14 protein-coding genes are annotated in these 14,991 nt (G+C 49.4%); 4 read left to right on the top strand and 10 right to left on the bottom strand.

The genetic code is table 11. From position 1 onward, the window contains the following. Positions 1–2 precede the first annotated feature (2 nt). On the top strand, positions 3–140 hold the full coding sequence (locus tag MHN01_RS05230; protein ID WP_370646429.1) for a diguanylate cyclase domain-containing protein: 138 nt from the start codon (positions 3–5) through the stop codon (positions 138–140). A 144-nt stretch (positions 141–284) separates the two neighbouring features. On the opposite strand, the gene MHN01_RS05225 is transcribed toward MHN01_RS05230, so the two are convergent. Then, positions 285–890, bottom strand: coding sequence for a DUF924 family protein (locus MHN01_RS05225; protein WP_239410349.1), 606 nt, complete (start codon positions 888–890; stop codon positions 285–287). 238 nt (positions 891–1,128) lie between these two features. Here MHN01_RS05225 and MHN01_RS05220 point away from each other — a divergent pair, with 238 nt between their 5' ends. Further along, positions 1,129–1,557, top strand: a complete 429-nt coding sequence (locus MHN01_RS05220) for an HIT domain-containing protein (protein WP_239410348.1) — start codon at positions 1,129–1,131, stop codon at positions 1,555–1,557. Between the two features lie 64 nt (positions 1,558–1,621). Here the strand turns inward: MHN01_RS05220 and MHN01_RS05215 are convergent, their stop codons facing one another. From MHN01_RS05215 to znuA, 6 genes are all read right to left on the bottom strand, one after another. Next, positions 1,622–1,864 carry a FeoC-like transcriptional regulator gene (locus MHN01_RS05215; RefSeq protein WP_239410347.1) on the bottom strand — a complete coding sequence of 81 codons (243 nt, stop codon included), beginning with the start codon at positions 1,862–1,864 and terminating at the stop codon, positions 1,622–1,624. Next, positions 1,861–4,137 carry a Fe(2+) transporter permease subunit FeoB gene (feoB, locus tag MHN01_RS05210; RefSeq protein ID WP_239410346.1) on the bottom strand — a complete coding sequence of 759 codons (2,277 nt, stop codon included), beginning with the start codon at positions 4,135–4,137 and terminating at the stop codon, positions 1,861–1,863. Before feoB ends, MHN01_RS05215 begins: the two co-directional genes overlap by 4 nt. Further along, positions 4,137–4,364 carry a FeoA family protein gene (locus tag MHN01_RS05205; RefSeq protein ID WP_160650474.1) on the bottom strand — a complete coding sequence of 76 codons (228 nt, stop codon included), beginning with the start codon at positions 4,362–4,364 and terminating at the stop codon, positions 4,137–4,139. Before MHN01_RS05205 ends, feoB begins: the two co-directional genes overlap by 1 nt. A gap of 470 nt (positions 4,365–4,834) precedes the next feature. Beyond that, positions 4,835–8,539, bottom strand: coding sequence for a helix-turn-helix domain-containing protein (locus MHN01_RS24615; protein ID WP_239410345.1), 3,705 nt, complete (start codon positions 8,537–8,539; stop codon positions 4,835–4,837). Positions 8,540–8,810: 271 nt separating this feature from the next. After that, positions 8,811–10,166: a murein DD-endopeptidase MepM gene (gene mepM, locus MHN01_RS05195; RefSeq protein ID WP_239410344.1), complete on the bottom strand. Its 1,356-nt coding sequence runs from the start codon at positions 10,164–10,166 to the stop codon at positions 8,811–8,813. 2 nt (positions 10,167–10,168) lie between these two features. After that, positions 10,169–11,062 carry a zinc ABC transporter substrate-binding protein ZnuA gene (gene znuA, locus MHN01_RS05190; RefSeq protein ID WP_239410343.1) on the bottom strand — a complete coding sequence of 298 codons (894 nt, stop codon included), beginning with the start codon at positions 11,060–11,062 and terminating at the stop codon, positions 10,169–10,171. Positions 11,063–11,152: 90 nt separating this feature from the next. Here znuA and znuC point away from each other — a divergent pair, with 90 nt between their 5' ends. Continuing rightward, positions 11,153–11,932: a zinc ABC transporter ATP-binding protein ZnuC gene (gene znuC / locus MHN01_RS05185; RefSeq protein WP_239410342.1), complete on the top strand. Its 780-nt coding sequence runs from the start codon at positions 11,153–11,155 to the stop codon at positions 11,930–11,932. Beyond that, a complete protein-coding gene (znuB, locus tag MHN01_RS05180; protein WP_239410341.1) occupies positions 11,925–12,710 on the top strand; it encodes a zinc ABC transporter permease subunit ZnuB in 786 nt (261 codons plus the stop codon). Before znuC ends, znuB begins: the two co-directional genes overlap by 8 nt. 73 nt (positions 12,711–12,783) lie before the next feature. On the opposite strand, the gene MHN01_RS05175 is transcribed toward znuB, so the two are convergent. The 3 genes from MHN01_RS05175 to sucC all read right to left on the bottom strand — a co-directional run. Next, positions 12,784–13,083, bottom strand: a complete 300-nt coding sequence (locus tag MHN01_RS05175) for a VF_A0006 family four-cysteine protein (RefSeq protein ID WP_239410340.1) — start codon at positions 13,081–13,083, stop codon at positions 12,784–12,786. Between the two features lie 143 nt (positions 13,084–13,226). Continuing rightward, positions 13,227–14,099 carry a succinate--CoA ligase subunit alpha gene (gene sucD, locus MHN01_RS05170; protein ID WP_075768303.1) on the bottom strand — a complete coding sequence of 291 codons (873 nt, stop codon included), beginning with the start codon at positions 14,097–14,099 and terminating at the stop codon, positions 13,227–13,229. Further along, positions 14,099–14,991 (bottom strand): ADP-forming succinate--CoA ligase subunit beta (gene sucC / locus MHN01_RS05165; RefSeq protein WP_239410339.1); only part of this gene is annotated, 893 nt, incomplete at its 5' end. The genes sucC and sucD, both read right to left, overlap by 1 nt.

The raw sequence follows: 14,991 nt of genomic DNA, 5'->3' as shown, positions 1-14,991 counted from the left end.
GGATCAACTCTGTTACCGCCTCGTTTGGTATTGCCACCAAGCAGGAAGACGAAACCACCGCCGATGTTATTGCTCGCGCAGACAGCCACCTCAATCAAGCCAAGCAACTGGGAAGAAACCGGGTACTTCCCATCAACTAGTCAGTGCTCACCCTAAGCAAGACTGCTGATAGAACTAAAAACACCACCTTCCCTGACTCTTCAGGTACGGTGGTGCTTTTGTTTAATAGCCGCTTTTTTCTCTAAATCTTATAAACTTTACCGTAGGTCATTACTGCCCACTTTTTACTGCCCGAAGCGCTGACCGCCCTTATGGAGCCAGTCCAGCTCTTCCTGGGTAGACAGTCGCCCGTGAACCGCATTGCGATGCGGAAAACGACCGAAGCGTTTAACTACATCGTGATGACTCACGGCATATTGGTAAAACCCTTCGAAAACAACGGCATGAGCCGGTGAGACAGACTGGCGCAAACGGTCAAAACGAAACACACACTCTTCCTGATCTTCAACCGTTTCCGAATGCTCTAGCGGGAGATAGAAAAAGACGCGTTCAATAGGGCTAAGCTGCTCATCAAAGTTGTTGGCCAGCCCTCGCTTGCAAATTGCCAGCGCCAGGGAGTCATAACGGAAAGCCGCGCTCAGGCCGCGGTAGATATTGCGGGTAAATTGGTCCAGCAAAATAATCATGGCCAATGCCCCTTTCGGCTCCTCCGCCCAGTGACTCAGCTCACCGAGCCCGGCCCGGCTCACCAGTGGCTGAAAACGTTTGGCAATAAGTTGATCCGTTTCCTCTCCCCCCTGAAACCACAGCGTATTTCGATCGGTAGCCGGCACTTCCTCACCAAGCTCGCCAAACCAAAAATCCAGAACTTCCTGATATTCCGCGACCATACTTTACCCCCCAACGATTATCGCAAGCTCAATGTGTCTGCCACCACAACTGTCCACCGATTTCATCAATCTGTGGTTATCAATACTGGTCTTTATTTCAATTGGTATTACCATGACATGAGTAGTTAGAAGACTGTTTATCCTTCTGTGGTATTACCAGCATACAAGCAGCCTCCACCGATAACGATGAACAATGTTCCAGCATGTGAGCAGCTCAATACATTTAAGGAATACAACAATGCATTTTTCACTCCATCCGAGACTGGCAGCAGATACTACGGTTCTAGGCGACTTGCCGTTATGCAGGGTGTTACTATCAAAAGAAGCGCTGGGCCCATGGCTAATACTGGTTCCACGCCGTGACGAGATCACCGAAATCCACCACCTTCCCGAGCAGGATCAACTTCAGCTGATACGGGAATCGAGCGCTGTTGCCCGCCTTTTGGAAACTGACTATCAGGCAGATAAAATCAACGTCGGTGCGCTGGGCAACCTGGTTCCCCAATTGCATGTTCACCATATAGCAAGATTTCAGTCAGACATCGCCTGGCCCGGCCCGATATGGGGAAATACCGACGGAACACAGCGAGAAGAAGGGATACAGCAAGCATTGGCAGATGAGCTTCGGGACGAGCTCGCCAATATCGACGGGTTCAAGGCTATTTAACCGAACATATTTGCCCTCAGACAAATAAAACAAAGGCAGCCCAAGGGCTGCCTCTTCATTTTTATCAGCTTAAAACAGTGACTGACAACTCATCGGCCTTCTGGCTCCGATACCAGACGTCCTCGGCACTCTGACAACAGCTGTCTTTGTCACAGCCCACCAGTTCTTTGCTGATCACGCCTTTACGTACCCAGATATCCAGCATGGTATCGACCCCGTCCTCGCTCATACCGAAGTGGTTAGCCAAACTCTTTCTGCTGGAACGGCCATGCTGTTCAATATACTGTTTCAATTGCTGAAGGATCACAGTGCCAGCACCTCTTCCGGTTGCTTCTGCCCCTGACGCTTGAACAAGATATACAAGCCAACATTAATCAGGGCAAAGAACGCTATCCACAACATACTGGTCACAGGGTGTTCGGCAAAATGAGCCACCTGATACACAACCGTTGCGAAGGTATAGGCTAACAGCATCGTCCAGCTGGCAATAAAGGCAGAGAACTTCTGGCCGAACTCACGCACATAGGCCCCCATCGCCGCAGCACAAGGCGTATAGAGCAAGATAAAGACCAGATAAGCCATCGCCGCCGCCGAACTGACAAAGTGATGCTGAATATTACCAAAGACTGACGTTTCGACGCCCTGATCTTCGGCAACAGTATCAAGATCATTCAGCTCACCGACTTCGATACCCAGAGGATCTGAGTAGCTCAGGTCGGCCAGGTTAGCCGGGATAGTCTCAACGGCTTCTTGCAAGCTTGCCAGCAGATCATACTCACCGCCCTCTTCACCTTCTGACGGTGCATAAAGGCTATTTAGCGTACCCACAACAGCTTCTTTGGCAAAAATACCGGTGATGATACCAACCGTTGCTGGCCAGTTATCTTCTTTCACGCCAATTGGTGCCAATACTGGTGTCACGACCTGAGCTGCCTTGGACAATACCGAGTTTTCGGTATCTTCGTTACCAAACGAGCCATCAGCCCCCAGCGAATTAAAGAAGCTCAGGCAGGCTACTACGACAACAATTGTCTTACCGGCACCTAATACAAACTTCTTCAGTTTTTGCCAGGTTTTGATACCCACATTGCGCATAGTCGGCAATTCGTAGTCCGGCATTTCCATAATGAAGCTGTCACTTGTTCCCGGATACAGAGTACTGCGCAGGATCATCCCGGTCATTACAGCGGCAGCAATACCTAGCAGGTAAAGTCCAAACACGACATTCTGACCGCTTTCAGGGAAAAACGCTGCTGCAAATAACGCATATACCGGCAGACGTGCACCACATGACATGAAAGGTGCCATTGCAGCGGCTAGCTTACGCTCACGCTCTTGCTCCAGGGTACGGGTTGCCATGATAGAAGGAACGTTACAACCGAAACCAAGCACCAACGGGACAAATGCTTTGCCCGGCAGGCCAACTTTCTGCATCACTTTATCCAGAACAAACGCTGCACGCGCCATATAACCCGAGCTTTCTAGTACTGCCAGGAACAGATACAGGCAGGCAATCACAGGAATAAAGGTGGCTACCGTCTGGATACCGCCGCCAATACCATCGGCAATGATCGTTACCAACCAAACCGGCAAATGATCATCAAGCAGGTAATGGCCGCCATCAACAAGCAGGGCCCCTGCGCTGATATCGAAGAAGTCAATGAACGAGCTACCGATGTTGATGGAGAACATAAACATCAGGTACATGACGATAAAGAAGAACGGGATACCGAAGGCGCGGTGCAAAAGAACCCGGTCAATCTTGTCACTCAGGCTACGGCTTAGTTTACCCTCCTGACGACGCACCTTTTGACATAACTGATGAAGGTAGGTATAGCGAACATCGGCAACCTGAATATCCGGATCGACATCGACCATCAGCTTGTTGCGGATATTACACGCCTTGTTCTTCTCATTTTCAGATAATCCGTTAATTACCAAAGTGTCATTTTCAAGCACACGGATCGCCTGAGCGCGAACGTTCAGGGTTTCATTGCCAAACATTGACTCTAGTTCGCCAATCGCAGTCTCGAACTGATCGCCGTAGTTCAGGCTGAGATCGTTAACCGCGATCCCCTGCGCCAGCATCTTGTGAAGCTGAGTCTTGAATTCCTGCACCTGCTTAAGGTTGTTTGCAGACAGAGATACAACCGGGCAACCCAGCGCTTTTTCCAGCGCCTTAATATCCAGTACCTGACGCTGACGTTGCAATACATCCATTTTGTTCAGTACGACAATCATCGGACGACCCAGCTCACGAAGCTGCAACGTCATATACAGGCTGCGTTCCAGACAAGAGGCGTCAACCACATTGATAATCACATCTGCCGGCATAGTCAAAATGGCGCGAGAAGCGATGGCCTCATCTAAACTGTTGGCATCGTTGGCACTATCAAGGTTGTAGATCCCCGGCAGATCCGTCAGGGCAAAATCGTCACCGGCACACTGGTAATTACCGGTTTTCTTTTCGACCGTCACACCCGCCCAGTTACCGACTTGCTGCTTGGCACCTGTCAGACCGTTAAACAATGTTGTTTTACCGCTATTTGGGTTACCAACAGTCAGAATATTATATTGCATCAGCGTACCTCCACTTCGATATTGGCCGCAATCTGCTTACGCAGAGCAATATCGACACCACGGACACGCACCTGTAGGGGATCACCCAACGGCGCCAAACGAACAACAGTCACCTGAGTTTCAGGCAACATCCCCATAACCATTAGCTTCTTGCGCGTTGCGGAAGGAAGCTCAGACAAGCTGGTTACGATTCCGTTTGCACCGCACGACAACTCGGACAGTTTCATTTTCACACCTTAATAAGAATTATTTTTATTCCTACTAGCAATATTACAATTTGAAACATCTTGCGTATTGTCTTAAATCAAAAAACCTTGGTATTCATAGGTGTATTAGGGCTATCAATACCGAAAGGTCAGCTATTGTTTTGACAATAAAAGAACAGTTTTGACGTTGTTAACACCCACTCGCTGTTTTTAACACAGCGGCTGCTACCCCTGTCTTTGACGCATTGGCGCACTATCAATGCATTATGTCGCATATTTCATAGCTTCCTATTTTCAACAACGGTATAGTGCGCCACCAACAGGCAACAAGGCCTGCTCCTATTCCTAAGGCAATATGGTGCCCGTCATATTGCCAGCAGCAAGCGAAGGTACCATTGGTACACGTGATATGGTCGGGCTGACCATATCACGTTATTTTTTCAGTATTGGAATCTTTAGTAGAATGAAAGAAGATGTAGCGTCATCGGCTATCAGTGCTGATACTGGGCTGCATATTGGGAAGGTGTGATACCAAAGTTACCTTTAAAGCGTGCGCTGAAATATGACGGATCATTGAAGCCGCAGGAAAGCGCCACATCCGATACACGTTCTCCCTGCTTTAGCTTGCGCTTTGCCTGCTCAAAACGGAACTGGCTAACATAGTCTTTAAACGACATACCAAACTCCTGCTTGAACTTCCGCTGTAAGCTACGCTCCGACATATACAGGGCATTGGCTGCCATCGCGGTCCCGAAATTCGCCTGATCAAATTTCTCTTCAACCAAGCTCATCACACTCTGCCGCCAAGAGGTTTCAACAACATCAGTAGGTAGCCCAGCATGGCTGGAGATCAAAGCCTGAAACTGCGGACACTCACCGTTTAACAAAAACTGGATATGATTAAGGGCAGCATCTGGCTCAAAAGGCTTAGTAAGCACTGAGTCAACGCCCGCTGCTATATGCTCCTGAGGACAATTATCAACCATTAGTACGAACGCAGGCTGGCACTCTCTCGGATCTTCCTGCAGCCTTTCACGTACCTGAAGCCCACCAAGTCCGGGTAAGTCCAAGTCACACAGAATCATGTCGGGCTGATTTTCTTTCGCTAAAAAAACCGCCTCATAACCGTCGCTTGCGACCAACAAGGGGTATTCCTCCAGCAAGGCCGTCAGGCATGCAACAACCTCCTCGTCCGTCGAGGCAACCAACAACTTTGGCAGATCGTCCTGTGGCGCAGCAGATGCCTTCTGATTGTCTTCGCCAACCAGGGTCTTCATACAGCCTTCACGGTACAAAGGCAGGGTTATCACAAATTCACTGCCGACTCCCGGGTAGCTAACAACGGAAACCTCCCCTTCATAGAGTTCGACAAGCTGCTTGACGGTACTCAGCCCCAGGCCAAAGCCGGCCTCCGGGTTAAAGTCGGTATCCTCTTTGAAGTAGCTATCAAAAATGTTGTCCCTGACTTCTTCTGACATCCCTTTGCCTGTATCACTGACCGATACCACCAGCCTGTGATCGATATTCTTCACTGCCACATTGATACAGCCGTGCCGGGGTGTGTATTTCAGGGCATTGGATAATAAATTACCGAGCATAATTTCAAGGTGATACGGTGCCACCTTCACACTCACCCCGTCTGTCTCATCCTCCAGACAGAGCGCTATTTCTCTCTGTTCGGCCTCGAGCTGCCAACTCAGACAACAGGCCTGGATGATCGGGCTAATCCATTGTTCACATCGCTTTTCAGGCTCCATGAAAGCTTGCGCATCGCGGGTAAGTAGCTGCTCGACCAAATGCAGCGAGCGCTCTATATTGTTGGCAACCAGGTGAAGCTGCTCATTCTCTTCACCATGGCTGGTTACCTGCATTTTCCTAATGGGCCCGAGGATCAATGACAAAGGCGATCGCAGCTCACTGTATAGCTGAGCCATGAAATTTTGCCGCATATGTAATATACGCTGCAGGTGTTTGTTGCTGGCATAGAGCTGCTTTTTATGCAGCTCTATTCTGGCCGTACTGTGAAAGACTGCCTGCTTGAGCGCTAAATTTTGACGGTGATAAGCGCGTACTCGCCAAGCAATCAAGAGGATCAGCAGAAGGATCAATAGCGCAACCAACAATGAGGTTGACCAATAAGATAGGTACCAGGGACCTGATACTTGGAACGGATAACGTATCTCAGGTTGATCCTTTGGGTTTTCGCCATCGAAGCGCAGTTCCAGCAGGTAGTCTCCGGGGTTCAGGTTGTCAAAATACAATGAGGTATGACTAAAGCTCACCCAAGGCACCTCCCGATCCCCTATCAAGCGATATTGCAGCTTGGTAAACCCTGAAAACGGCAGCACGCCAATATCAAAGCTGACCGATGAACCGTACGGTACGGTAAGTAAGCTTTCAGTGCCACCGGCAAGACGTGCCAATTGATTATCGACATGAATATTGCCAACAATTATAGAGAACTGCTGCTTTTCCGAAGCAAGCAACTTCTTCGGCTCGATTTCAAGCAGCCCTTTCTTCCCCCCAAGCAGTAATTTTCCCGATTGCAAAATCTCACACGCTTGTGAATACGACTCTTTTTCAACCCCACCGACCAAGGGCGGGAGGTGAAGCCTCAGCTGTGCCGATAACGAGTAGTACGACAGCCCTTGGCTCGTTGTCACCCAACTCCCGCCATTGTCACCATCGATACAATATGGCTTGGCATAGGCTCCATTGAGAACAATTGGCTCCAGTGGCAACTTGTCCTGCTTCGGAGAATATTGAAGGCTATGGTTATTTACCACCCATAGCTGGCCCAATATATCTTCATAGATGTCGATCACACCGCCCAGGCTAGCCGTTTGCTCAACCATGCTAAGCAGCCCGGTATCAAACTGGTACAAAGCGTAATCCGTCCCGACCCAAATATGGTGATGACTATCTTCGAACAAGACAGTGACGGCCTCGCTGCCGTATGGAGCCTGAAACCAATGACTACCAAACGAATTAAGCTCTGACGTTTTTGACCAGTAACGGTAAAGGTGAGACTCCATGCCTATCCAGACTGAATTGTAGTGATCAACCATCAAGCTGGTTATCGGCTGACCTTCAAACCAACTCGGCAGATTCAGCGTCAGCCACTCATTATCAGCCAGCGAGTAAGCTTTCAGGCCCGTTCCGGTTGCAAGCCAGAAAGTCCCCTTCTTATAAGCAAAAGAGTCAACGCCTCCCGATAAAGGTAACTGACGCACAATCCCCAAGCTATCATCAAGCTCTGTCAGCCCTTTGTCAGTCGCAAGCCAGATGCTGCCATCCTCAATCTGCTGAAGTTGATTGGTTCGACCGATCATTACTGCATTATTGCCTCCGGAGCCATAAGGAAATCTTTTCAAGGCCGACGTGGAGGCCGGTAGATAATTGATACCGCTCTCGGTGGCTATCCATAGCCCGTACTTCTCATCCCCAAGCAGTGCCATCACCCGGTTGTTATTGATCGTATATTCATCATCAGCGTCGGCACGATAATGGCTCACAGCCAATGACGCCTTATCAATCAGCTTAAGCCCTTGCGCTGTCCCCACCCAGACACCGGATTTTGTTTCTGAAATCGCTGAAACCGAAAGCTGATGTCTTGATGAGCCTTGAGAAGAAAGAACGGGACGCGCCTGGCGTGATAAAAACAAGCCGGACTGAGTTCCGAACCATAACTGCTCTGTGCTGTCTTCGAAAACCGCTGTGACCCTGTGCCGTGGATACAAACGAGGAGTTAAGAACTGGCGGTCTCTAAACTCATAGATGCCCAGTTCCCCAGCAACAAATATTGAATCGCCCACACTATAGAGACCAGCAACCGCAAGTGACTCTGGAACTGCAACAAACTCCGGCTGCCGCTGTTCATCTGTAATGACATACAAACCATCTCTGCTGGCAAACCAGATGCCTGCCTGGTGGCTTATAACATATCTAAGCGGCGCCGATTGCCACTCCAACCGTTTTAGCTCGGCAGTTGTAGGGAGGTAGCGATAGGCATAGCCATCTTTTACCAGCCACAGCGTCTGCCCTAGCATAACAGCATCGGTGACACCGGTGATCGGCTCGCCGATTTGATCGACCGCCCTGTCTAACCGCTCACCGTCATAGAAAATCAACGCTCCGTGAGCATCAACAAACCACAGCCCACCGTTGGTATTGGTAATGACCTTTTTGGCCGCCACGAAGCTTCCACGTTCCTGATGAGGAAGCGGATAAAAGGCATGACTGTTTCCTGCTGTAGCAAAACTACAGTGCAACAGTACTGACAGATAGAAGGAAAATATGAAAAAGGCTTTATTCATAACAACCAGGAACTATTGGTACAGCGTATCCCTGCAATAACTGACAACAGCGTAACGAAACATTATGAAGTAAGTTGACTTGTTGTATAAGAATGATTTTATAAATTGAGCGGTGTGACATAAAAAAAGCGCACTTTTGTGCGCTTTTTCATCAGCCTGGCATCACAGACAGTAATTTTTGCCTTTCGTCACTGGCGAGCTGGACAAACCGGCCTCGCTGCTTGGACGAAATAGGCTCAGCCTGAGGCAGAGGTACCTTCATTGCATTCACTGCACGATTTTTCTTGATCAACTCGTAATGAAGATGCGGACCGGTTGAACGTCCGGTATTGCCACTCAACGCAATACGCTGACCCATAGTGACTTTGTCCCCCACCTTCACCAGCAGCCTGTGTAAATGGAGATAGCGGGTCATGTACTCGCGGCCATGCTTAATAACCACGTAATTGCCAGCCAACGGGTGCTTTCTTGCTTTTACGACCACACCATCACCGGCAGCAAGCACAGGCGTGCCTATCGGTGTGGCAAAATCCGTTCCGTTGTGTGGAGATATTCGCCCGGTAACCGGGTGTTTGCGCCTTGGATTAAACGACGAACTGATTCGGTAGCGCTTGGCCAGTGGTATCCGGCGCAACGCACGGTTAAGGCTCTTGCCCTCAGCATCATAGAACAGACCGTCCTCATGGCGCATCACAAACACTTCGCGAGAACCACTCAAATAGTAAAGCGACTTCACATCGCCCCGTGTTACTGCTTTGCCATCAATAAACTCACGCTCGACAGAAACAGCAAACCGATCGCCTTTTCGTGCCTCCCGGCCGAAATCAAACCGCCACTGCAGGGCCTGAACCACGGTTTGGATCTGATTTGGTGTCAGGCCAGCAGCGCGAGCTGACTGATAAAAGCTGCCAGAAATCCGCCCGGTTAACATTACCGGCTTGATTTCGCCATTTTCTTCCAGCTTTTTGAATTCATAGCCCTGCCCGGTCAGCGTATACATGTCAGTCAGTTTTGCACTGCGCTTGATGCTGAACTCTGTGACCCGGCCCTCGTCATCGACAGACCACTCAATCATCTGGCCCACGCGGAGGTTCTGAATCGACTTGTTCACCTTGATCAAACGGTACATATCAGCAAGGGGCAACGCGTACTGGGAGAAAATCGCGCCTAATGTCTCGCCAGAAGCCACCTTATGGTTATGGGCGATATCAACCACTTCTTCGAGTTGCTGCTCCAGCTCATCTTTCGGAGCCAGGAACTCCGGATCCTCAGGATCCAACACTGCGCCCATCGGCTCGCTATTCTGCTCAGACAGAACATCTAACTCTTCAAGCGGGATCTCTACATCAATACGTTGGTCAGACTGATAGGTTACTGCTTGCTGAAGCGGCGATGAGGGCTGCCATACCAAGGCAGCCACGACGATCAATGAGGTTGAGGCTAAAGCAATTCGATGCTGGCGGGGTAATTGTTTGAATGTTAAGGCCGCAACCTTGAGTATTTTCATTATTATTTAAGACACTTGGTAAAACTCTGCCCTAATTCTTGTAAAAATCGGACATAACCTCCCTTTTCCACTGCAATCTCCGTTGCCATCGGGTCAAGGGTTCCAATATTAACTTCGGTGCCACTAACGACACTCTTTACTACCGCCGGTGAAAATTGCGGCTCACTGAATACACACTGCGCCTGTTTGTTTTGTAATGAGCGACGGATAGAAACTAATGTTTTCGCGCCCGGACGACGATCGGGATCAACAGTAAAATGCCCGAGATTATTCAACCCGAATTGCGCTTCAAAGTAACCATAGGCATCATGGAAAACATAATAACCGCGGCTAGCTAGTGGCTTCAGCTCAGTGTTCAATTCATCAATGGTCAGTTCCACTTCAGACACGAACCGAGAAAGGTTATCTTCATATTTATTTTTATGCAATGGATCAAATTTGATAAGCGCCTCAGAAATTACCTTCGCCGCCTGAATCGCTTGTTTCGGGCCTAGCCACAGGTGCGGGTCAACGCCATCATGGCTATGGTGGTGATCACCGTGGTCAATTTCTGCCCCACTTTCATAAGAACGAAAATCAATTGAATGTTGTTCCGTCAGTGCCAAGCTGTTACCTTTCGCATCCAGCACTTTTGACAGGAACATTTCCAGCTCTGGCCCAACCCAAACGACCAAGTCCGCGTCTCTTAGTTTTTTTACATCTGACGGGCGCAAAGCGTAATCGTGCGGGGATGCACCTGGTGGTAAAATCGACTCGCTGATTGCAGCGCCGTCAGTTAGCTCCTGTACGATCAAATTTAAGGGTTTAACGGTTGTCACCACCTTGAACTCACTGGCAGAAACGGCTGATGAGAAGAGCAGTGCAACAGAGCTGATGCAAAGTAACAAACGGCGCATAATGATTTCCGAAATAATAATTGATTACAAGTAGAGTGGAAATGTTATATTATAACATCTCACTTTGGCAAATACCTTGAAGCACTTTTTATGACTACTCTAGTTGAATTACAGACTGTTACCGTGACTTTTTCGGAACGGCATGTGCTTGATCAAGTCTCGATTAAACTCGAACGAGGCCAAATCACCACCCTGATCGGCCCCAACGGTGCTGGCAAATCGACCCTGGTGAAAGTCATCACCGGTCTATGCAAGCCCACTGCAGGCAAGGTCATTCGTCAGAAAGGACTCCGGATAGGCTATGTCCCACAAAAGTTACAGCTAAATGCATCACTGCCTCTCAGTGTTGACCGCTTTATGCGACTCGCCGGGCGATACACGAATAACGACCGGATCGATGCCCTTAAACTGGTTGGCGGTGCTCATTTGCACCACAGTAATATGCATTCGCTCTCGGGCGGGGAAATGCAGCGCGTCCTGCTGGCCCGGGCACTGCTCCAGCGTCCTGATTTACTGGTACTTGATGAGCCGGTACAAGGTGTCGACGTCAATGGCCAGCTTGAGCTATACAGTTTAATCCAGTCGCTACGTGATAAACTCAATTGCGCCATTTTAATGGTCTCGCACGACTTGCATCTTGTCATGGCAAAAACAGACAATGTGATCTGCCTTCATCATCACATCTGCTGCTCAGGCGCGCCGGAAGCTATCACCAATCACCCGTCGTATGTAGCCCTGTTTGGGGCACAGCAAAGCGAGCAGCTGGCACTTTATCACCACCACCACAATCATGAACATGATCTTGCCGGTAGCCCGGTAGGGCCTTGTCAGCACCATCACCACGAGCAACAAGAGAAACACAATGCTTGATTTTATCCTGCCGGCACTGATTGCAGGCATCGGTATTGCCGCCCTGGCCGGGCCATTGGGCTCCTTTGTCGTCTGGCGAAAAATGGCTTATTTCGGCGATACCCTATCCCATGCGTCTTTACTGGGTGTTGCCCTCGGCTTTCTGTTCAATATCAACCTCAATCTGGCACTGGTTATCTGCTGTCTGGCACTTGCCGTGATCCTCGTAGGCCTGCAGAAACAAAAGTATGTCGCAACTGACACCTTGCTGGGTATCCTTGCCCACAGCGCCTTGTCGCTAGGCTTGGTTGCGGTCAGTTTTCTCGATCATGTACGTATCGATTTAATGGCCTACCTATTTGGTGATCTGCTGGCAGTAACCACGACCGACCTGTTATGGATCTATGGTGGCGGCGCTGTTGTGATGGCTTTGCTGGCTTTCCTGTGGCGTCCTCTGCTGTCGATGACGATCAACGAAGAGCTTGCCCAGGTTGAAGGTGTCAACGTCGATTTGATGCGTCTGTTGCTGATGCTGATGGTCGGGATGGTCATTGCCATTGCAATGAAATTTGTCGGCGCGCTGATTATCACCTCGCTGCTGATTATCCCTGCCGCAACGGCACGGAAATTTTCTCACAGTCCAGAGTTTATGGCTGGCTTAGCATCAGCTATCGGCTGCGTTGCCGTAATGATCGGCCTTGCCATGTCATGGCACTACGACACCCCTGCCGGCCCTTCCGTGGTGGTTGCAGCCGCTGCAATGTTTATTCTGAGCCAGTTTAAAAGAACTGACGCTTAAGCAGGTATATTAGCCTTGTCATTATCAAGCCAGCAGACAGTCTCTGCTGGCTTTTTAGTATCATTAGGGTTAATTAACGAAACAAGCTTCGGTGCTTGTCGTTACAGGTGCGTTTGATTTGAAGTGTAATTTCAGCTTTCTTGGCATCAGGCATGTACTCCAACAGGCACTGGTAATAGCCTTGATCCTGTTCGGAGAGCATAAAGTTGTCGATATATAAGCGATGACAAGCGTAGGTCATCAAGTTGGCAGCCAACGTATCTTCCGTTCCGGATACATGCGCCAGTATGCAATCTTCATAGCCGGCTTTGTCTTCTTTCGCACCGACGTGCAAGCTAACAACAATTACGATAATACCGCTCAACCACTTCATTTCTGCCTACCCTATTCGCCTGTTTCCAACCTGCAAGCAACAAGTAAGAATACAGCGCACTTTCCAAGCTTGTACAAACTGAGGGTAATACCAAATAAAAAAACCCGCCAGATGGCGGGTTTTCATTATCTTTGCAGCGAATATTACCAACCAGTAACTTCGCGCAGTGCCTTACCGATATCAGCCAAACTCTTCACGGTTTTAACACCGGCAGACTCAAGCGCCTGGAATTTATCATCAGCGGTACCTTTACCACCAGAGATGATTGCACCAGCATGGCCCATACGCTTGCCCGGAGGCGCTGTAACACCTGCAATGTACGAAACTACAGGCTTGGTGACATGCTCTTTGATGTAAGCTGCCGCTTCTTCTTCAGCCGTACCACCGATTTCACCAATCATCACGATGGCTTCAGTCGCAGGATCTTTCTCGAACATTTCCAGAACATCGATAAAGTTTGCGCCAGGAATTGGGTCGCCACCGATACCAACACAAGTTGACTGGCCGAAACCTTCATCCGTAGTCTGCTTAACCGCTTCATAAGTCAGCGTACCTGAGCGTGATACGATGCCTACCTTACCGGCTTTATGAATGTGACCCGGCATGATACCGATCTTACACTCATCCGGCGTGATCACACCCGGGCAGTTAGGGCCAATCATACGCACGCCAGCTTCGTCCAGGCGTACTTTGACATCCAGCATATCAAGCGTAGGGATACCTTCGGTGATCGTAACGATCAGCTCAATTCCCGCATCAATCGCTTCAAGAATGGCATCTTTACAGAACGGTGCCGGTACATAAATAACAGTCGCAGTAGCACCAGTTGCTTCAACGGCTTCACGCACAGTGTTAAAGACAGGCAAACCAAGGTGGGTTGTACCGCCTTTACCAGGCGAAACACCACCGACCATCTGCGTTCCGTATTCAATCGCCTGCTCAGAGTGGAAAGTTCCCTGACCGCCAGTGAATCCCTGACAAATTACTTTGGTATCTTTATTAATTAGAACTGACATTATTTGCCCTCCGCTGCAGCAACTACTTTTTCCGCTGCTTCAGTTAGGGAAGTCGCAGCAATAATATTCAGGCCACTCTTAGCCAGTGTCTCTGCACCCAGTACAGCGTTGTTACCTTCAAGACGGACAACAACCGGTACCTCGACACCCACTTCTTCAACAGCGCCGATAATACCTTCTGCAATCAGGTCACAGCGAACAATACCGCCGAAGATGTTAACCAGGACGGCTTTTACGTTGCTGTCAGAGAGGATGATCTTGAATGCTTCAGTCACACGCTCTTTGGTTGCGCCGCCGCCAACATCAAGGAAGTTTGCTGGCTGGCCACCGTGAAGGTTAACGATATCCATCGTACCCATCGCCAGGCCTGCACCGTTAACCATACAGCCGATGCTGCCATCTAGCGCTACGTAGTTCAGTTCCCACTGCGCCGCGTGTGCTTCACGCTCGTCTTCCTGTGAAGGATCGTGCATTTCACGCAGCTTAGGCTGACGGTACATCGCATTTGAGTCGATATTGATTTTACCGTCCAGACACAGCAGGTTGTCATCACCTGTGATAACCAGCGGGTTAATCTCAAGCAATGCCAGGTCGTAATCGGCAAACATGTTGCCAAGACCCAGGAAGATTTTGGTGAACTGCTTTATTTGGTCGCCTTTAAGACCAAGTTTGAATGCCAGCTCACGACCTTGATAAGGCTGAGGACCGACCAAAGGATCAATCGCAGCCTTGTGGATCAGCTCAGGTGTCTCTTCCGCCACTTTCTCGATTTCAACACCACCTTCAGTCGAAGCCATGAAGACGATACGACGAGTACCACGGTCTACAACCGCGCCCAGGTAGAGTTCATTGGCAATGTTCGAAGCTTCTTCAACAAGAATTTTCGTTACCG

This window comes from Photobacterium sp. OFAV2-7, from assembly GCF_022347985.1.
Lineage (GTDB): Bacteria > Pseudomonadota > Gammaproteobacteria > Enterobacterales > Vibrionaceae > Photobacterium.
The sequence above is the reverse complement of the archived record's forward strand: the minus strand, read 5'-3'. Positions and strand labels throughout refer to the sequence as shown.